This window comes from Bifidobacterium scardovii JCM 12489 = DSM 13734, from assembly GCF_001042635.1.
GTDB classification, from domain to species: Bacteria; Actinomycetota; Actinomycetes; order Actinomycetales; family Bifidobacteriaceae; genus Bifidobacterium; species Bifidobacterium scardovii.
In genome coordinates this window covers 748,883-768,572 of the sequence record NZ_AP012331.1, presented here as the reverse complement: position 1 = coordinate 768,572, position 19,690 = coordinate 748,883, and the positions used below count along the sequence as shown (strand labels likewise).

Annotated in this window: 15 protein-coding genes, 1 tRNA gene and 1 pseudogene; 5 read left to right on the top strand and 12 right to left on the bottom strand. The window is 66.5% G+C overall.

Annotated elements, in window-relative coordinates; translation table 11 throughout:
• Positions 1-82: 82 nt before the first annotated feature.
• On the top strand, positions 83-1,669 hold the full coding sequence (locus tag BBSC_RS03170) for a xylulokinase (protein WP_033518937.1): 1,587 nt from the start codon (positions 83-85) through the stop codon (positions 1,667-1,669).
• A 399-nt stretch (positions 1,670-2,068) separates the two neighbouring features.
• On the opposite strand, the gene BBSC_RS03165 is transcribed toward BBSC_RS03170, so the two are convergent.
• The 4 genes from BBSC_RS03165 to BBSC_RS03150 form a co-directional block, all read right to left on the bottom strand.
• A complete protein-coding gene (locus BBSC_RS03165; protein ID WP_033518952.1) occupies positions 2,069-3,145 on the bottom strand; it encodes a Gfo/Idh/MocA family protein in 1,077 nt (358 codons plus the stop codon).
• Between the two features lie 5 nt (positions 3,146-3,150).
• Positions 3,151-5,169 carry a right-handed parallel beta-helix repeat-containing protein gene (locus BBSC_RS03160; RefSeq protein WP_046726071.1) on the bottom strand — a complete coding sequence of 673 codons (2,019 nt, stop codon included), beginning with the start codon at positions 5,167-5,169 and terminating at the stop codon, positions 3,151-3,153.
• A gap of 392 nt (positions 5,170-5,561) precedes the next feature.
• Positions 5,562-6,905 carry a xylose isomerase gene (gene xylA, locus BBSC_RS03155; RefSeq protein ID WP_033518938.1) on the bottom strand — a complete coding sequence of 448 codons (1,344 nt, stop codon included), beginning with the start codon at positions 6,903-6,905 and terminating at the stop codon, positions 5,562-5,564.
• Positions 6,906-7,282: 377 nt separating this feature from the next.
• The gene (locus tag BBSC_RS03150) at positions 7,283-8,512 is read right to left on the bottom strand and encodes an ROK family protein (protein WP_033518939.1); all 1,230 of its coding nucleotides are present in this window, start codon (positions 8,510-8,512) and stop codon (positions 7,283-7,285) included.
• Positions 8,513-8,800: 288 nt separating this feature from the next.
• Here BBSC_RS03150 and BBSC_RS03145 point away from each other — a divergent pair, with 288 nt between their 5' ends.
• Positions 8,801-9,742, top strand: coding sequence for a DMT family transporter (locus tag BBSC_RS03145; RefSeq protein ID WP_033518940.1), 942 nt, complete (start codon positions 8,801-8,803; stop codon positions 9,740-9,742).
• Here the strand turns inward: BBSC_RS03145 and BBSC_RS03140 are convergent.
• Positions 9,733-10,292 (bottom strand): annotated as a pseudogene (locus BBSC_RS03140) (TSUP family transporter). The gene BBSC_RS03145 and the pseudogene BBSC_RS03140 overlap by 10 nt on opposite strands.
• A gap of 303 nt (positions 10,293-10,595) precedes the next feature.
• Between BBSC_RS03140 and BBSC_RS03135 the strand changes: the two are divergent.
• The 3 genes from BBSC_RS03135 (at position 10,596) to BBSC_RS03125 (ending at position 13,621) form a co-directional block, all read left to right on the top strand.
• Complete coding sequence (locus tag BBSC_RS03135) at positions 10,596-10,928, top strand: DMT family transporter (RefSeq protein ID WP_033518941.1); 333 nt, start codon at positions 10,596-10,598, stop codon at positions 10,926-10,928.
• Between the two features lie 417 nt (positions 10,929-11,345).
• Entirely contained in the window at positions 11,346-12,293 is a 948-nt protein-coding gene (locus BBSC_RS03130) for an ROK family glucokinase (protein ID WP_033518942.1), read from the top strand.
• Between the two features lie 200 nt (positions 12,294-12,493).
• Positions 12,494-13,621: an alpha/beta hydrolase gene (locus BBSC_RS03125; RefSeq protein ID WP_081893059.1), complete on the top strand. Its 1,128-nt coding sequence runs from the start codon at positions 12,494-12,496 to the stop codon at positions 13,619-13,621.
• 317 nt (positions 13,622-13,938) lie between these two features.
• Here the strand turns inward: BBSC_RS03125 and BBSC_RS03120 are convergent, their stop codons facing one another.
• The 7 genes from BBSC_RS03120 to BBSC_RS03090 all read right to left on the bottom strand — a co-directional run bounded on the left by BBSC_RS03120 (position 13,939) and on the right by BBSC_RS03090 (position 19,221).
• Positions 13,939-14,916, bottom strand: coding sequence for an aldo/keto reductase family protein (locus BBSC_RS03120; RefSeq protein ID WP_033518943.1), 978 nt, complete (start codon positions 14,914-14,916; stop codon positions 13,939-13,941).
• 195 nt (positions 14,917-15,111) lie between these two features.
• Entirely contained in the window at positions 15,112-15,531 is a 420-nt protein-coding gene (locus BBSC_RS03115) for a peptide deformylase (protein ID WP_033518944.1), read from the bottom strand.
• A gap of 6 nt (positions 15,532-15,537) precedes the next feature.
• Positions 15,538-16,386 (bottom strand): aldo/keto reductase, encoded by an 849-nt coding sequence (locus tag BBSC_RS03110; RefSeq protein ID WP_033518945.1) that lies wholly within the window; start codon positions 16,384-16,386, stop codon positions 15,538-15,540.
• A gap of 101 nt (positions 16,387-16,487) precedes the next feature.
• The gene (locus BBSC_RS03105) at positions 16,488-17,933 is read right to left on the bottom strand and encodes a DHA2 family efflux MFS transporter permease subunit (protein ID WP_033518946.1); all 1,446 of its coding nucleotides are present in this window, start codon (positions 17,931-17,933) and stop codon (positions 16,488-16,490) included.
• Entirely contained in the window at positions 17,926-18,525 is a 600-nt protein-coding gene (locus BBSC_RS03100) for a MarR family winged helix-turn-helix transcriptional regulator (protein ID WP_231649019.1), read from the bottom strand. The genes BBSC_RS03105 and BBSC_RS03100 overlap by 8 nt, the downstream gene beginning before the upstream one ends.
• A 113-nt stretch (positions 18,526-18,638) precedes the next feature.
• Complete coding sequence (locus BBSC_RS03095) at positions 18,639-19,001, bottom strand: DUF488 domain-containing protein (protein ID WP_033518956.1); 363 nt, start codon at positions 18,999-19,001, stop codon at positions 18,639-18,641.
• Between the two features lie 143 nt (positions 19,002-19,144).
• Positions 19,145-19,221, bottom strand: a tRNA-Asp gene (locus BBSC_RS03090).
• Between the last annotated feature and the right edge of the window lie 469 nt (positions 19,222-19,690).

Genomic DNA, 19,690 nt, shown 5'->3' with positions numbered 1-19,690 from the left:
AGGTGTTACACTGAAGTTATAGTTCATTCATCTAACTATGTTCCTCGGGCCCTTCGCCCGAGGCCGTTTGCAAGGAGGCACCATGGCCCGAATTCTCGTAGCCGGCGTCGATACCTCGACCCAGTCCTGCAAGGTGCGCGTGACCGACGCCGCCACCGGGGAGCTGGTCCGTTTCGGTCAGGCCCGGCACCCGGACGGCACCAGCGTCGATCCGAACGCGTGGTGGAGCGCCTTTCAGGAGGCCGCTGCCCAGGCCGGCGGCCTCGACGACGTCGCCGCGCTGGCGGTCGGCGGCCAGCAGCACGGCATGGTGCTGCTCGACCGGCAGGGGCGCGTGGTGCGCGACGCGCTGCTGTGGAACGATACCCGCTCCGCCCCACAGGCCGCGTCGCTGATCGCGCAGCTTGGCGCCGCACCGGCCCGCGCGGACGAGATCGCCGACGGCATCGCGGACGGGGACGACCCGGCCGCCGCCGAACTGCGCGGCAAGCAGCGCTGGGTGCGCGCCACCGGGTCCTCCCCCGTCGCCTCCTATACGCTCACCAAGCTCGCCTGGACCGCTCAAGCGGAACCCGACAACGCGCGGCGCGCGGCGGCCGTCTGCCTGCCGCACGACTGGCTCAGCTGGCGCATCGCCGGATTCGGCCCGGTCGGCGACGGCAGCGCCCGGCTCGACACCCTGTTCACCGACCGCTCCGACGCCTCGGGCACCAGCTATTACGATTCCGCCGCGAACGTCTACCGCCGAGACCTGATCGCGCTCGCCCTGGCGCCGGCCTACGGCGCCGAGGGGTCCATCGATGCGGCCGGCAACATCGACGTCCCGGCACAGGCCTTCGACCATGCCAACGCGCTGGTCCTCCCGACCGTGCTCGGCCCGCGCGACGCGGCTCCGGTCAAGGCCGATCCGTCGATCGCCGGCAAGGACGTGCCCGGCGGCTGCATCATCGCCCCCGGCGGCGGCGACAATGCGATGGCGTCGCTGGGGCTCGGGCTGGAGGTCGGCGACGTCTCGATCTCGCTGGGCACGTCCGGCGTCGCGGCCGCGATCGCCCAGAACCCGACCTACGACATGACCGGGGCGATCTCCGGCTTCGCCGACTGCACCGGCCACTGGCTGCCGCTGGCCTGCACGATCAACGGCTCGCGCATCGCCGACGCCGGCCGCGCGGCGCTCGGCGTGGACTACGACGAGCTGGCCGATCTGGCCTCGCAGTCGGTTCCGGGAGCCGAGGGCGTCACCCTGACCCCCTACTTCGACGGCGAGCGCACCCCGAACCGCCCGGACGCCACCGCCACGCTCCACGGCATGACGCTGGCGAACACCACGCGCGCGAACATCGCCCGGGCCTTCGTCGAGGGGCTGCTGTGCTCCCAGCGCGATTGCCTCGAACTGGTCAGGGGGCTCGGCGTGGACGTCAAGCGCATCCTGCTGATCGGCGGCGGCGCAAAATCCGCGGCCGTGCGCGCCTACGCGCCGGGAATCCTCGGCATGGACGTGCAGCTGCCGGCCACCGACGAATACGTGGCGATCGGCGCCGCGCGCCAGGCCGCATGGGTGCTCGGCGGCGAGGGCGAGCCGCCGGCATGGCCGCTGACCATCGAGGGGACGCTGACCGGCGACCCCACGCCGGAGGTCTACGCGCAGTACGCCCGGTATCGCGGCTGACCGGCACGCCCCGCATCACACGGCAAGGGCGCTGTTCCTTCCGGAGCGGGGCCCTTGCCATCAGACAGCACGACCCAGTGGCCCGCGTCGTTAATTCGTTGAGTAATTCTGGCTCCCCTCTATGAGGCTGAGCCGTGAAGCAAACGCCGGAGGCGTTTGTAGGCGAAGGCGAACGACAGTGAGCAGATAAGACTGCGGCCGTAAGGCCATCCTTGATCGCGGACGAGCTGTCGGCGTAGCCGACTGAGGGGAGAGCACACGAATCGGCTTGATTCAGACGTTCTCGGCAATGCTCCCCTCAGACCGCTTCGCGGCCAGCTCCCCTCAGAGAGGGGAGCCAGAATTACTCAACGAATCACATGGGATGCCGGCGGCCCGTCTCGTGCATAATGAGGCGGGTCATGCCATCCAGGCCTCGCCTTCGACGGCCACGTCGCGGCCGAGGCGAGCCGACTCGTCCATGGCCAGGGCGATCGCATGATCGTGGATGCCCTCGGCGAGCGGATAGACCGCTGGCCCCTCGCCGCGCGCGTACCGGCCCATGGCCACCAGATGATCGGCGACGGCGAGGTCGTCCTCGGACAGGCGCGACTCCATGTACGCGTTGCGGTACACGATGTTCCCGTCGAAGCTGGCGGTCGCGATCCCGTTGCCCTCCAGGTTCATGTCGACGCCCAGCCGTCGGTATTCGATACGCGACGGGATCGGCGCGCCGTCCTTCCACCGCATCACCCGGTCGTCGACGATCTCCCCGAGGGTGCCGCGGACGGCCGCGCGCCGGCTCAGCAGCGGGTTCCACCACTGGTTGTCCACGAAGTTGTACAGCCCATACCGCCCCTCGCCGAAATCGATGGTGGCGATGGTCGTCTTCAGGTCGCTCAGCCGGGCCGGGTCGTCCCAGCCTTCGACCTGGCGGGGGTTCATCATCGGGGCGGTGAACTCGCGCGCGTTCACCGTGGCCCGGATGGCGCCGACGCCCAGATACGCCCGGATCAGCGCGACCGCGTGGTACATGTGCGTCGACGCGATCTCGGCCGAGTTCGGCGTGCCGATCGCCCCCGACCGGATCACCGCCAGCCGCGCCGCATGGCCGGGCATGCGATGGTACTGCTCCCCGACCTGCACCAGTTCGGCCCGGTCGGCCACACGCGACCACAGCCCGCGCAGCCCTTCAAGATCGGGAGCCGGCGGGGTCTCGCACAGCACATGGCACCCCTCGCCGGCCATCGTCTCGATCATCCCCGGCATCGCCGGCCACGACACCGCGAGCGCCACGAAATCAGGATCGCACCGGCGCAGCAGCGCCGCATCCGTCGACGCACGCACGCCGTACTCCCGTTCGATCGATTCCAGGCGGTCTCGGTGATGGCCGATCACCGCCCGCACCTCCAGGGCATCGGGGATCGCGGCCGCCATGCGGCAGAAGAAGCGCGCACGCCAGCCGTCCCCGAAGACCACCATCGAGTAGGGCGCCATCGCGTTCACCGCCCCTCCCGATCGCAGGGCGCATCCGGGGCGCGCCAGACGAGCCGTTCGCCGCCGCCGAGCGCCGCGAGGGGGCCTCGGGCGGACCGCGGCGCACGCGGCGCACCGGTGATGTCGCGGTCCACGACGATGGGCGATCCGTCGGCGTGCTCGAAGTACTCCTCCACGATGCGCGGCTGCCCAAGGTCCTCGGTGGAGACCACCGGCCCCGTGGCCCCGGATGCCGCCTCGGGCAGGGCGAGGGAGAGCCACAGCCCGTCGTCGGCCTCCCGCAGGTTCAGCGTACCGGGCTCGCCGCTCACCGTGGCACCGGGCTCCCCCGTCGCCGGGACGGCGCCGCCGAGGTAGGTGTTATCGGCCAGATACACGGGCTGGGGCATCTCACGGTACAGCTCCTCGTCGCCGAGCCCGGCCTCGTCGACCGCGCGTTCGTAGTCGGCCAGGGAACGCGGATTGTCGGAGAAGCGGGCGGTGCCGCAGTCGGCCAGGTACCGCTCCCTCGCGGCCGGCGCGTCGTCGGCCTCGCCCGCGAGCGACGGGCGCTCGGCGCCGACCGCCATGAAGACGTTGTTGAAATACCGGTCGTCGCCGCCGTAGACGAACGCCTCGCCGGCCACGTCGGTGGCGTGGGGGAAGTGATACGGCGTGGAACGATCGAGCACCTGGGTGTGGCGCACGCGCCCGGCGAACAGGTTGTTGACGAAGGCCGCGCCCTGCGCGAAGTCGTCGAAGCTGAACGCCGAGGCGAAGACGTTGTTCGCGAAGGTGATCGGTCCGTGCGTGACCTCGGTCATCACATCGCGCGTGTTGCGGTAGAACACGTTGGCGTCCACGAAGGTGCCCTGCGCCTGCCAGTCGAGCCACATGCCGAGCACCGAGTCATGCACGCGGTTGGCGCGCACCACCGTGTCGACCGCGGCGTGCATCTTGATGGCGGCGACCTCCCAGCCGAAGAACTCGCGCTTGGTGCCGATGCGGTAGATGTGATTGCGCTCCACGGTGCTGAACGCGCAGCCCATGTGGCCGACCACGCCGTTCTGGCCGCAATCGCGGATCACGTTGCCGCGCACGGTGTGGCCGCCGACGACGCCCCGCTTCCAGCCGACGCGCAGGGCCTTGTACACGGCCTCCTTCTGGTACTGGTAGCCGGATTTGCGGTGCGTGCGCGTCGAGTCGTTGTCGCCGGTGGAGATCTCCTTGCCGAGACTGATCGCCGAGCATTTGGCGTCGTGGATGACGTTGTCCTCGATCACCCATCCGCGCGACCAATGCGGGCCGATCAGGCCGACCTGATCGGCGGTCGGCGGCGTGTACGGGCAGGCCGCCTGCGCCATCTCGAAGCCGCGGACCGTGATGTAGTTGACGAACGGCCGGCTCGGATAGAAGCACGTCTCGCGCACGTTGATCTCGACGAGTTCCGCGTTCGGGTCGGCATCGTGGAAATTCGCCCAGATGGTCGTGCGTTCGGCATCGGCCTCGCAGTACCAGACATTCACCGTAGCGTCCGGGTCGATGAGCGGCACCACGGTGCCGGTGGCCGCGTCGCGCCCGGTGCCCCACCGCTCGGGGTCGCGCACCTTGCCCAGCGAGGAGACCTCATAGAACGACTTGCCGTTGAGGTACACGTCGCCAAGATGGCGCACCTCGACCTTCGGGTCGGGGTACACGGTCCAGTCGCCGAACACGGTTTGCCGGTACGGGTTGTAGCCGCCGAAGAACGCGTCGGGAAGCGTCACGCTCCACACGCCGCCGCCCTGCGGCTTCCACGACCCGATCCGCTCCGATCCCTTGACGACGGGGCGGGGTTCCCCCTCCGCCGCCCGATAGACGATGCGGTCCGTCGCGCTTTCGCCGCCGTAACGGGGGTCGACCGACTCGCGGTACGTGCCCGCGTGCACGATCACCTCGTCGCCGGCGCGGGCTATCGCCGCCGCCTGCCCGATGGTGCGGAAGGGATCGGATTCGGTGCCGGCGCCGGCACCGACCGCGCTCGCCGAAACATGGTATTGCGTCATCGCATTGCTCCTTCGCATGTGGACGATCACATTCATTGATCGATTTAACTATATTGCATGCAAACGACGCAAGGCGGCAGCAGCGCGCATGCCCCGTGCACGGCGCATGCGGGAAATCAGAGCCGGCCGTCGCGGCGCAGGCGTGCACGCATGACGATGCCGAAACCGGACAGGATGAAAGCGAGGCATGCTGCGATGGCCATGATGGCACCGATCCTTTCTCACGACGGCATCCGAATGACAATGCCCATGGTATCAAGCTGAGATTTCGTGGAATATTGCGCGATGTTGCGGGACTAGCCGGACGCGCCGGCGGGGCGCCGCCCGAAACGACGAACCCGCCCATGGTGCGGGCCATGGGCGGGTTCGTCGGGAAGGAGACGGACGGTCGCTTACTCGGCCAGGACGTCGATGATGTAGTTGTTGATCGTGGCCTTGACGGACTCGAGGTGATCGGACTTGGTGGCGGCGATCAGCTCTGACTGCGGCTTGTCGATCGCGTACGCCTCGAGGGTCGCCAGCGTGGCGGTGCCGTTCTCGACGGTCGCGCCGATGCCGGAGTCGAAGGAGCTGTAGCGCTCGGCCTGAAGATCCTCGATGTAGTTGTCCTCGTGCATTTTGGCCGCGACGAGCAGACCGGCCGCGTAGGCGTCCATGCCCGCGATGTGCGAGCGGAACAGATCCTCCGGCGTGAAGGAGGTGCGGCGCGGCTTGGCGTCGAAGTTCAGGCCGCCGTGGGGGCCGATCGAACCCGCGGCGAGCACCTCCCACATGACGGCGACGGTCTCGTACAGGTCGGTCGGGAACTCGTCCATGTCCCAGCCGATGAGCTTGTCGCCCTGGTTGGCGTCGAGGGAGCCCAGGAACCCGGCCTCGCGGGCCACGCGGATCTCGTGCTGGTAGGTGTGGCCGGCCAGGTTGGCGTGGTTGCCCTCGAGGTTCAGCTTGAAGACGTCGGTCAGGTCGTAGGTCTTGAGGAATTCGATGGCGGTCGCGGCGTCGAAGTCGTACTGATGCAGCGTCGGCTCCTTCGGCTTCGGCTCGATCAGGAACTGGGCGTCCATGCCGATTTCCTTGGCGTAATCCGCGCACATGTGGAAGAACTTGGCGATATGGTCCTGCTCGCGCTTCATCTGCGTGTTCCACAGGTTCTCATAGCCCTCGCGGCCGCCCCAGAACACGTAGTTCTCGGCGCCAAGGCGCTTGCCGATCTCCAGGCTCTTCTTGAGCTGGCCGCCGGCGTAGGCGTAGACGTCGGCGAACGGCGAGGTCGCGGCGCCGGAGACGAAGCGCGGGTTGGTGAACAGGGAGGAGGTGTTCCACAGCAGCTTGACGCCGGTGACCTTCATGTTCTCGTCGATCTTGTCGACGACCTTGTCGAGGTTCGCGTTGGTCTCGCGCAGGGTGTCACCCTCGGGGGCGATGTCGCGGTCATGGAAGCAGAAGTACTCGACGCCGAGCTTCTGGAACAGCTCGAAGGCGTAGTCGACCTTGGCCAGGGCCTGATCCATCGGATCGGTGTACTTGTAGTACGGGCGCTGCGCGGTGCCGGTGCCGAACGGATCGACGAGCTCCTGGTTGAAGGTGTGCCACCAAGCGACGCCGAAGCGCAGCCAATCCTTCATCTTCTTGCCGGCGACGACGCGGTCGGCATCGTAATAGTGGAACGCCAGGCTCTCCTGAGGCCCCTTCGCGCGGCCGACGTACTCGATCTTGTCGATATCCCACAGACCCATAAGAATCTCCTCATGTAACTTCGTTGTCTGTCCCGCTTCCGCATGTCCCGCGCTGCCGCGCGTTCCGGAAGCGGATTTGGCTTACACATATAATATACGACCGTTTAACTTTGTTTGTCAAATCACTTAACTTTAAAGGATATATGAGCGTGTCGCCTGGAATTCCAAGGAAACCATCTCTTGCGCAGCATGCGCTTCAACGCATTGGCACCGCTGTTTTCAAATCCCGCAACCGACACATAGTTCTATGATCTAACTCATAAATGCCGTTCTATGATCTAACTCATAAATGCCGTGCATGCCCGCCCTCTCCATGAAGGGGGAACGTGCGCATCGTCCCGATTCGGGCGTTCGCGGCGCCCCGGACGGAACCAACCCTATTCGACGGTCATGAACGACAGCGGATCGCGGAACAGCCGGTCCAGACCCATCACGGCGGCGCCGTACATCGCGGGATGATCGGTGACCGGCGGGAACATCAGCCGCACCTTCACCGAGTCCCGGGCCAGTATCTGCGACTGGACGCGCTGCTCGAGATTCCCGCGCAGGTCCTCGCCGAACTCGCTCCACAGGCCGCCGAGCACGATGTTCTCGGTGTCGATGACGTTCAGCGTGGAGGCCAGCGCGCTCGCCAGCGCCGCCACCGCGTTCTCCACGGCGAACACGGCCTTGGTCTCCCCTCCCCGCCAGGCCGCGTGCAGCCTCGGCAGCAGGTCGGTGCGCGCGGCGTCCCGTTCGCCGGCGATGCCCGACGCGACCATCATCGCGCGCCGCCCGGCGTACAGCTCCAGGCATCCATGGCGCCCGCAACGGCACTGCGGCCCGCGCATATTGACGCTGATATGGCCGATCTCGCCGGCGAAGCCGTGGTCCCCCTTGACGATCTGCCCCTCGCGCACGTAGGCGCCGCCGATGCCCACGTCGGTGGACACATAGACGAACGAATCCAGGGTGTCGATCGGCCAATCCCGTTCCGGCCGCTGCGAGGCGTAGCCGGGGATCTGCGCGATGGCCGCCAGCGTGGCCTCGTTGTTGGCGTCGGCGCCCAGCCTGCGGAACACCTCGTACCGGTTCAGGTCGATGTCGCGCCAGCCGAGATTGCGCGCCACCAGCAGCGTGTTGTGATTGGTCACCAGCCCGGGAAGGGCCAGCTCGGCGCCCGTGATCGTATAGCCGTAACGCTGCAGGTTGCGCTCAACCGGCCTCATCAGCTCGTCCAGCTGGGCGAAGACGTCGTCGGGGTCGACATCGTCCATCGTGCGTTCCCGCCATGCCGTGTCCACGATGGTGCCGTTCAGATCGAGCACGGTGTACCCGAAGCCGTCGGTGTTGATCTGCATGCCGACGCCGGCCCACCGCCCCGAGTCGAACGCCAGCGGCGTGCTGGGCCTGCCGAACGAGGAATCCGACGTGGGCTTGAGCTGGCGTATGACCTCGTTGCGCAGCAGGATGTCGCTCAGCAGCGACAGCGTCGCCTTGGTCAGGCCGGTCTCCTTGGCGAGCGCCGCGCGGCTCATGGGCCGCTTGGAGCGTGCCATCGACGAGAGCACCACCGACAGATTGTGATTGCGCAGATCATCCTGGTTGATCCTTCTTGCCACCGGCATAGCAATCACTCCCTTATTCGTAGGTCCCGCCGCCACGGCCGGGCACATCGATTTTCCTCTACCATAACTTATCCCGCAAGCATTCCCCGGCCGCTCAGCGAAAATCCCGGCGGAACGGCGCTTGCACGGTCATGCCGTCTGACGGATGGACCGCCGCACGCGCCAGCCCGATATGACAAAACGGGGTTCGGGGCACTATGCTGTTCTCGGCTTGAACGCGTGCCGTGCGGGCGCAATGGCGCAGACGCGCCCGATGCAGGCGCGACGATATGGAAGGAGCATGCCGCGATGACGCGCAAGATCACGCTCTCCCCCGCCCTCGGCAAGATGATGCTGCTGGGATGCGCGATGCTCTGGGGCGGCAGCTATCCGATCGCCAAGGTCGCCATGAGCGTCGTCACCCCGCAGTGGCTGATGTGCTTCCGGCTGCTCGCGGCCTCGGCGATCATGCTCATCCTGTTCCGCAAGCAGATCATGCCGTATCTCAACCGTTCCATCATCCTGCCGGGGCTGCTCGTCGGCCTGACCTACTGGGGCACCATGGTCAGCCAGACGGTCGGCCTGACCATGATCGAGCCGGGCCGCAGCGCCTTCCTGACCGCGGCCTACTGCGTGATCGTGCCGTTCACGTCGTGGATCCTGCTCAAGCAGCGCCCGACGCCGCGCAATCTGCTGTCCGCCGTGCTGTGCCTGATCGGCGTCGGATTCGTGTCGCTCAGCTCGGGGCTCGGCGGATTCTCCATCGGGACCGGCGATCTGCTGACGCTGACCTGCGCGCTCGTCTTCTCCTTCAATCTGGTGTGGTTGGGCAAATTCGGCCAGACCATCCATCCGGTGGCGCTGACCTTCGCGCAGTTCATGGTGGCCGGCGTCTGCTGCCTGATCGGCGCGGCCCTCACCGAACCGGCCCCGACCGCGGCATGGCTGCGCCCCTCGATCCTGGCCTGCCTGGTCTATCTGTTCTTCGGCGCGACCATGATGGCGCAGATCATGCAGAATTTCGGGCTGAAGGTCACGCCGCCGTCACAGGCCTCGCTCATCATGTGCCTGGAAACCGTCTTCGGACTGCTGTTCTCGGTGGCGTTCTACGGCGAGCGCGTCAGCGGCGCGTCCGGCGTCGGCTTCGCGCTGATCTTCCTGGCGATCCTCGGCTCGCAGATCCGCCTGTCCGGCCGCATGCTCGAGCGCCGTCCCCGCCGGCCGCGCGCCGGCGGACCGGATCACCAATAGGTCTTCATCGCCAGGTCGAGCGTGAGGATCACGCCGGCGATCACGGCGGCGGCGCGCATGACGTTCGCCGGGATGCGCCGGGTGATCGGAGGCGCGATATAGCCGCCGATGAAGCAGCCGATGCACAGCATGATCGCGGCCGGCCAATCGACCACGCCGCGGATGATGAAGATCACCGACGCGCTGATGTTCGCGCCGGTGCCGATCAGCGTCTTCAACGCGTTGATCTGGTGGAACGGGCCGACCTTGCCGGCATCCAGCACGGCCAGGCCGCAGGTGCCTGCGCCGGCGCCGAAATACCCGCTGTACACGGCCACGAAGCACACGCCGAGCCACACCCACCACGGATCGCTGCCCATGGGCTGGGTGACGGCCGGCTGAACGGCGGCGCCCCATTCGACGCGTTCGCCATCACCGGCGGTATGCCGAGCGCCAGCAGCGCGGGGTACGACACCAACGACGACGCGCCGACCGCGTATCCAACGAATCCCGCGCCGACGCCGGCCACCAGAATCAGCAGCAGCGTCGTCACCGACAGTCCGGCAACCATCATTCGTCAGCCTCCTCAGCACCCGATGCGCATCCAACTCAGGGAGGATACATCAGCGTGCGGCGCGGCCCCCGAAACTGTCAACATACTGAAACGCGAAGCAACGAGCCGGCGTTCGCGAGGCCGGCGCGATTCACCCCGTCTTCGCCGGACCGACCCGCACTGTTCACCCCGGCCGGCGCGACACGGCTCCGGCACGGCCCGCTGCACCGCTACCATTGATCCGGTACCTACGACCCGGTACCTACGACCCACAGCTACGACCATAGGGGTGGCGATATGACTCAAGGAGGGCGCGGTTCGATGGCGGTGACATGGATGCTGCTGTTTGCGACGATCATCTGCGAGGTCATCGCCACGCTGTCCCTGCGGGCGTCGGCCGGCTTCTCCAAGCCGGTCTGGGCGATCCCGGTCGTGATCGGCTACGTGGTGTGCTTCTATCTGCTGTCGGTGGTGCTGGAGCGCGGCATGCCGACCGCGCTGGCGTACGGCGTGTGGTCATGCGTCGGCATCATCCTGACGGCGGTCGCCGCGCGGTTCCTGTTCCACGATCCGCTGAACTGGAGGATGTTCCTCGGCATGGCCATCATGATCATCGGCATCATCGTCATGCAGTGGGGCACGCACACCGCATAGCGCCCTACGTCATTAATTCGCGTATTATTTTCGGCTCCCCTCCATGAGGGGAGCCGGCCGCGCAGCGGCCTGAGGGGAGCATTGCCACAGACGCCTGAATCAAGCTGATTCGGATGCCTTCCCTCACCGTTTTCGCTTGCCCGCCGGCCGGCGCCGGCGCCATGCAGACATTCGCGCACCGCGTGTCGCATCGTGATTCCCTCATCCCCCGAAGACCTACGCAGAGTTCGCGATGACGCATCTGATGCAATCGTTTGCCTACCAAATGGTAGTTATTTTCCGGGTGTCGCGCGCAGTGAACGCTAACAAACGGTGCACGACATGCGACAGGTTATGAAACGCTTGTGGCGCAAGGTCTCACGCTATAGTTATCATTTCGTTATCCAATAGGCATAGCCCAATGATCAAAGGAGAATCATGTCCACACTTGCCATCGATATCGGAGGAACCAAGATCGCCGCCGCCGTGTGCGATGCAAACGATGCCATCGTGCAGCGCTGGCGAGTGCCCACGCCGATGGACGCCGACGCGATCAACAACCACATCGCCGAGATCTACCAGGAGGCCGCCAAGGCGCATCCCGGCATCGAGGCGATCGGCATCTCCGCGGCGGGCAACGTCAGCGCGGACCGCAAGACTCTGACCTTCTCCGCGAACATCCCCGCCTGGATCAACTACAACCTGTCCGAGCACATCGGCGAGCTCATCGGCAACGCCGTGCCGGTCATCGTCGAGAATGACGCGAACTGCGCCGGCTGGGGCGAATTCGTGCACGGCGCCGGCCAGGGCACGTCCAACATGGTGGCGCTCACCGTCGGCACGGGCCTCGGCGGCGCGATCGTGATCAACGGCGAGCTGTACCGCGGCTCCTTCGGCATGGCCGCCGAGCTGGGCCACCTGCCCATGGTGCCGGACGGCGACACCTGCGGCTGCGGTCTGCGCGGCTGCGCCGAGCGCTACACCTCCGGCAGCGCGCTGGAGCACTTCGCCAAGTCGGCGGTGCGCCGCCGCCCGCAGGACGCCGCCCGCCTGCTGGAACTGTGCGACGGCGACGTGAACAAGCTGGAGGGCCCGATGGTCTCCCAGGCCGCCCAGGAGGGCGACGTGCTCGGCCTGTACGCCTTCGGCAAGATCGGCGAATGGCTCGGCCGCACGATGGCCGCGACCGCCGCCGTGCTCGACCCGGACGTGTTCGTGATCGGCGGCGGCGTGGTGGCCGTCGGCGACATCCTGCTTGAGCCGGCCCGCTACAACTACGCGCGCTTCCTCGAGGGCAGCGCCTACCGCGGCCACGCCAAGATCGTCGCCGCGACCGCGGGGCAGGACGCCGGCCTGATCGGCGCCGCGAACCTCGCCCTGCGCTGACCCTCCAACGCGGGCGGGCATCCCGCTCTCCCGCACATGCCAGGAAGGCCCGCCCCGACGCGTCGGAGCGGGCCTCTCGCGGCATTCCGGCCTACAATGCAAGGCAACGGCACAATCCACACCAATCCGCGATGCGGTTCCCGTCCGGCGCGACGACGGCCCGGCGGAAGCATCCGGAGCGACACGAAAGGCGGCGCGCGATGGCGGCGATCACCTCCACACCTATCCACGGCACGACCGACGGCGGCAGCGGCAACGCCGGCGCCGGGGTCCCCGAATCCCCTGTTCGCTATGACCCCGAACTCATCAGCCGTTTCGAGACGTGGACGGAAATCGACGCCGATCTCGCCGGCCTGCCCGAGAGCACGGCCGAACGCTTCCGCCGCAACCGATACGACACCGCATCCTTCGACCTGCCCCGCAGCGCCTTCTGGCACGACCCGGACACCGTCGACGCGATATGCGATCTGCACTACCTGCCCGACGGCGGCACCGACCGCACCGCCGGCCAAGTGCGCGGGCACCTGCTCGACGTCTATCTGCCGCACGACGCCACGGTGCGCGGCGGCCACACCCTGCCCGTGTACATCGACATCCACGGCGGCGGGTTCACCTATGGGTACAAGGAGCTCAACCGCAACTTCAACACGCATCTGGCGGCACGGGGCTTCGCGGTCTTCTCGCTGAACTACCGCCCGGCCCCGCAGACCGACCTCAAGGGCCAGCTGGCGGACGTACAGGCCGCACTGCGCTGGATCCGCGCCAATCTCGCGGACTATCCGGTTGACCCGAACGCCGTGTTCGTCACCGGCGACTCGGCCGGCGGCGCGCTGGCACTGCTGACGCTGGCCATCGAGAACAGCGCCGAGGCGGCCCGCGCGTTCGGCGTCGAGAAGCCATCGGGACTGAGGTTCTCCGGCGGCGCGCTGGTGTGCGGCGTCTATTCGCTCGCCTCGCCGGCCAGGGCCGGAGCCGACGGGCTGGGGTACGATTCCGGCAAGCGCGCGATGCTGGAACGCATGCTCGGCGCCGAATTCTTCGCCGGGCTGGACGCCGCCGACCCGACCTATCTGACGCCCGAGGGCATTGTTGGCAACGTCGACCTCCCGCCGCTGTTCCTGCTCACGTCCAGCGACGATTTCCTCGAAGCGGACGCGCTGGCCCTCGCCACCGCGCTGTCGCGCAAGGGCGCCGATTTCGAACTGAACGACCGCAAGGTCGGGCGCCACGAGTCGCTCGGCCACGTATACCCGATCGGCATGACATGGCTCGACGAGAGCCAGCAGGCACTCGACGCGATCCGCCGCTTCTCATACGAACGCTGCTGACCGGCGATGTACTCGACGGTTGGATAAGTACCGGCATGCCCCCGCTGGCGGGGGCTGTCGACGCAGCCGACTGAGGGTGGTCGATGCTGCCACCTTCGAACCACCCCCAGTCTCGCTTCGCGAGCCAGCCCCCGCCAGCGGGGGCATGACGTGCCGCGGTAGCACATGGTCCGCATCGCGTTCCGACAGCCGCGCCAGCGGGGGCATGACCCCTTCTGGGCGAGAAGGATCACCGGGGCCGCAAGACCCCGCGCCGAATACGGAAACGGCCCGGGCCCCGCGAACGGGACCCGGACCGCATGCGTCGGCGACGGCGATCAGCCGACGTGTCGCTCGAAGCGGTGGAAGCCGAGGATCTCCTCGATCTGCGCCATCGCGTCGGCCGGGATCACGAAGCCGGAGGCCTTCATGTTGTTCTCCAGCTGGCTGGGCTTGCTGGCGCCGGCGATCACGCAGCTGATCTCCGGGTGCTGCAGGATCCACGCCATCGCGAGGATCGGCATGTTGGTGCCCAGCTCGTCGGCGATCTTGGACAGGCGCTCGACCTTGTCGAGGTTCTCGTCGGTGAGCAGATCGTTGATCTGGTGGTCGGCCTGCCACGTGGCGCGCGAGCCGGCCGGCAGCGGCTGGCCCTTGCGGTACTTGCCGGTCAGCAGGCCCTGAGCCAGCGGCGAGAAGGTGGTGATGCCGATGCCGTGCTTGCGGCAGGTGCCCATGATCTCGTGCTCGATGTAGCGGTCGACCATGTTGTACTGCGGCTGGACCACGGTGATCGGGTACAGGTTGTAGCGGTCGATGATGTTCTGCGCCTCCTCGAGGCGGGCGCTGCCCCACTCCTCGGACACGCCGTAGTACAGCACCTTGCCCTGCGCCACCAGATCGCTCATCGCGCGCAGCGTCTCGGTCAGATCGCAGGTCTCGTCGAAGCGGTGGCAGTAGTACAGGTCGATGTAGTCGGTCTGCATGTTCTTCAGCGTCTGGTCGATGCTCTCGAAGATGTGCTTGCGCGACAGGCCGTGGTCGTTCACACCGGGGCCAGTGCCGAAGAAGACCTTGCTGGAGATGACCAGCTCCTTGCGCGGATACTGCTTGAGGGTCTCGCCGAGGAAGCGTTCGGCCGCGCCGCCCGAGTAGGCGTCCGCGCAGTCGAAGAAGTTGACGCCGGACTCATAGGCGAGCTTCACGGTCTGCTTGGCGACGTCCTCGGCCGCCGTGCCCTTGAGGTCGGTCACCCAGCTGCCGAGAGCGACCTCGCTGATCTTCAGTCCCGACTTGCCCACGTTACGATACTGCATATGCCATCCTTGCCTGTGATGCACGACTGTGTTGTGCATGCATGCGATGGCGGTCGCCGTAACCGCTGCGCCCGCCACCTATCTTCGTTTACACGATTCATCAAAACACTTCAAGCACACTTGAGCGCAAATCGGCGTGGCATACCGACACTCCGGGGACGGAGCCGGGCGGCACGTCCCCGGCACGGAACGGTCTCAGATCACGATGCCGTTGCAGTGGTCGACCTCATGCTGGATGATCTGCGCGGTCCAGCCGGTGAACGTGGCGTGGCGCGCCCGGAAGCGGCGGTCCTCGTAATTGACCTCGATGCGGCGGTAGCGCAGGGTGCGGCGCTCGCCGGTCAGGGACAGGCAGCCTTCCTGGGTGTCGAAGGCGCCGTCCGAGGCGGTGATCACAGGGTTGAGCATCACCGTGATACGGCCGCCGAGATCCTCGTCCACGACGGCGATGATGCGTTTGCCCACGCCGATCATGTTGGCGGCCATGCCGACGCAGCGGGACCGGTTGGCCTCCAGCGTGTCCACGAGATCCTGAATGGTCCCCTCGTCGCCGGGCCCGGCCGGTTCGGACGGCGTGCGCAGGAACGAGCGGGAGGTCATGATGGGGCGTTGCATATCGAATCAGGCTTCCTCGTGCCAGTGCGGGTTCTGGGCGTGGGTGTAGCCCTCGGGATTGTCCAGCGCGGCGATGTCGGCCATGTCCCGCTCATCAAGCTCGAAGGCGGTCAGCTCGAGGTTCTGGCGCTGGCGCTCGGGGTTCAGGGACTTCGGGATGGCCACGTCGCCGAGCTGGAGGTGCCAGCGCAGAATGGCCTGCACCACGGAGATGCCGTGCTTGGCGGCGATGCGCTTCAGATCCGGGTCGCGCAGCATCTGGTTGGCGCGGCCCAGCGGGCTCCACGCCTCGGTGATGATGCCGTGCGCCTGGTCGTAGGCCAGCTGTTCGCGCTGCTGGAAGTACGGGTGCAGCTCGACCTGGTTGACGGCCGGGGTCACGCCCGTGTCACGGATGAGCAGGTCGATGTGGCCGGGCAGGAAGTTGCTGACGCCGATATGCCTGACCAGGCCGCGTTCGCGGGCCTCGACCAGCGCCTCCCACGCTTCGACGAACCGGCCCTGGCTCGGGTTCGGCCAGTGGATCAGGTACAGGTCGATGTAGTCGAGACCCATGCGGCACACGCTCTCCTCGATGGTGAGCAGCGCCTCGTCATGGGCGTGGTGGCGCCCCGGCAGCTTGGACGTGACGATGATGTCCTCGCGCGGCACGCCGGACTCGCGGATGGCGCGGCCGACCACGCCCTCGTTCTCGTAGTTGAAGGCGGAGTCGATAAGCCGGTAGCCCTGATGGATGGCGGACTCGATGGCCTCCACGCCGGCCAGGCCGTTGACCTTGTAGGTGCCGAAGCCGGTGGCGGGCAGTTCGAGTCCGTCGTTGGCCTTGCGAATCGGGGTGACTGGTGGTTCAGGCATGGTGATCCTCCTGCTGTGTTTCGTTCATGGAATCGTTCCGTTCATGGGATAACGGTTCAATCATAGAACTTGCAGCCACGCCGCAGGCGCACCGCTTGGCCTCACCTGACTTCCACGAGCTCCGGCGGGCGGCGCGTGGAGAAGCGGAACATGAGCGCGGCGAGAATCACACCGAGCACGGCCATGACGGTGAACACCATCATGCTGCGCGGGAATGCGGTCATATACGAACCGGCCGCGTCCGCCCCATCGTTCACGGCGATGGCGGAGAATTCGGAAATCAGCGCGCTGGCCACGGCGGTGCCGATGGCGCCGGCGAGCTGCTGGATCGTGTTCATCGCGGCGGATCCGTCGGCGTTGAGCCGCGCGGGCAGCTGGTTCAGGGCGTGCGTCTGGTCGGGCACGAGCACGAATCCGGAGAAGGCCATGAAGAAGGCGTAGGCGATGGCCACCACCCACACATTGCCGGACAGCGTCACGAATATCACATCCATGATCATCGTGCCGATGAATCCGATGATGATGAACTTGGGCGGGAAGTGGTTCTTCAGCATGCCGCCGATCACCGGCGCGGAGACCGCGCCGGCCACCGCACCGGGCAGCAGGGCGAGCGCGGCGACCAGGCTGCCCATGCCGAAACCGCGCTGCAGCAGAATCGGCAGCAGGAAGTTCAGGCCGAGCACGCTGCCGGAGGCGATGAGCAGGATCAGCATGCCGAGCGAGAAGCCGGAGTAGGCGAACACGCGCACCTCGATCAGCGGATGGTCCATCCTGAGCTGCACCCAGGCGAAGGCGGCGCTCATCGCCACGCCGAACATGAGCACGACCCAGAATCGCCAATCGCCGTTCCATTCGGAGAAGAAGCTGACGGCCAGAATCACGCTGGCCAGGCCGACCGCCACCATGAGCAGCGACGGCACGCTGATCGCGGCCTTCTCGCCGTGGCGGATTTCCGGCACCGTGCCGATACCGAGCAGGAACGCGAGCAGCAGGAACGGCAGCATGATGTAGAAGATCCAATGCCAGTTGAGGTATTCCATGACCACGCCGCCGAACACCGGGCCGATGGCCGGTGCGGCGCAGGTGACCAGGCTGACGATGCCGAGCATCGAGCCGCGCTGCTCAAGCGGCGCCTTCTCCAGAATGATGTTGGTGATGAGCGGCAGGGAGATGCCGGTGCCGAGCGACATAATCAGTCGGGCGGCAAGCAGCATCGGGAAGTTGACGGCGAGCGCGCCCAGCAATGTGCCGGCGGCGAAGATCACGATGGCCATGATGAACAGGGTTTTGGCGGCGAACTTGCGCACCATGAACGGCGAGCTCGGAATCGACACCGAGAGCAACAGCAGGTAGCCGGTGGTGAGCCACTGCACCACCGAGGCGTCGAGCGAGAACTCCTCCATCAGCGTGGAATAGGCGATGTTCAGCGAGGTCTCCGACAGGATGCCGAGGAAGGTCAGGATCGCCAGCGAGACGACCGCGATGACGAGTGTGGTCGAAACGGCCCGTTTGCCGCCGTTGGGCAGTGTTGTCGATTGTTCATTCATGATGGTTGCGCTCTCCTCCGTTCATTCGTTGCGCTGCGGCGTCGGCGTTGTCCCGCTGCATGAGCCGCAGGACCTCGGTCAGTGTGCGCACCGTGGTCTCGCATTCGCCGGCGGGCAGACCGCCCAGCAGCCGGCTCAGATGTGCATGGTATTCCTCGACGTACGTGCGGTGCAGGTCAAGCCCCCGCTCGGTGAGCGTCAGCGTCACCACGCGGCGGTCGGCGGCGTCGTCATGCTTGACGACGAGCCCGAGGCGGGCCATTTCCCCGACGAGCTTGGTGACGCTCGGCGTGGTCACGCCGAGGAACGCGCTGACGTCGCCCACGCGCGCGGTGCCGACCGCCTGGCCGGCCGACGCGTTGAGGTGCCAGACGGCGTCGATGACATGGATGTACCGCGGTTTCAGCCCCCGCGGCAGCGCCGGCATCAATTCGGCGACGGTCTTCGCCTTCCAGCAGGCGTCCATCAGCCGGCGCACCTCCTCGACCGGCAGACCGGCCGGAGCGGAGCCGGAACCGCCTTGGATCCCGACCCCACCGGTTTCGGCGGCATCCGCGGCAATTCCCGCGGCAGCGCCCATGATGGCACCCATACCTAGTCACCTCCAAATTAGTTACCTATAGTCATTACCTTTAGTAACTATATGACGGGCCGCGACAATCCGACACACCCCCGAATCGCAGGCCCGCCGCATCCGCGCCGCGGTCACGCCTTCGGCATGCCCATCAGATAGTCGCGCAGCACCAGCGCATGGTTGACCGCCGGGTCCTTGGCCGCATACAGCAGCGTGACCGTATCATGCCGCGCGCAGATGCCGCGCAGACGACCGACCGCATCCGGCGCCGCGTCCAACTCCGCGACGTATCTTGCGCCGAATTCGGCAAACCGCGCCGGATCATGGCCGAACCACTTGCGCAGCTGCGTCGACGGCGCGACGTCCTTGTCCCACAGATCCAGCGCCGCCCGCTCCTTCGACAGACCGCGCGGCCACAGCCGATCGACCAGCACACGGTATCCGTCCGATGGCTCCGCCGGATCATACGCACGTTTGATTGATATCGTCCCCATCATCGCCCCCCATGCCATCCATGATGGAACCCACCGCCCGACTCCGCAACCCCCGTTCGCCCCACGGCGATCCCGGTGCCACGGCGAGGCGGGAAACGAAGACAGAAAACAAAAAAGGCTCCCGACGAGTGACGGAAGCCTGATGGCGACCCCGGCCGGACTTGAACCGGTGACCTCCGCCGTGACAGGGCGGCGCTCTAACCAACTGAGCTACGGGGCCGTTGCGCCTCTTCACAAGGCACAAGAGGATATATTACAGGATCGCCGGACCTCGGCGTGTCGCGTCCGCCCCTCCGCCCCGGCAGACCGGCTGATCACCCCACGCACGTCTCATCCCAAAACCGCGGATCATCAGACTCTCTCGTCAAACGGGATGCCGTCTCAAGGCATTCATCATATGGCGTATTTGCGTGTCACCTATTTGGCCGGTACGATAACTTGTACGCAGATCAGCGACAACGCGAGATCTCCAAGAGCCGGGGGTTGTCCCCCGGCATTTTTCGTTCCGGGGCGGGAGCGGCCGATGACAGACATCTCGATTTACGAGTCCTCGTCTTCCATACCAAAGCGATATTAGCTGACGTCGTACCGGTTTGCTCGCCAACCGGTACGATAGTCGATATCATTCATTCATCCCGCACGCCACGCAAGCCCCGCCATTCCAGCCCTTCCGATACCATGGTGGGCGG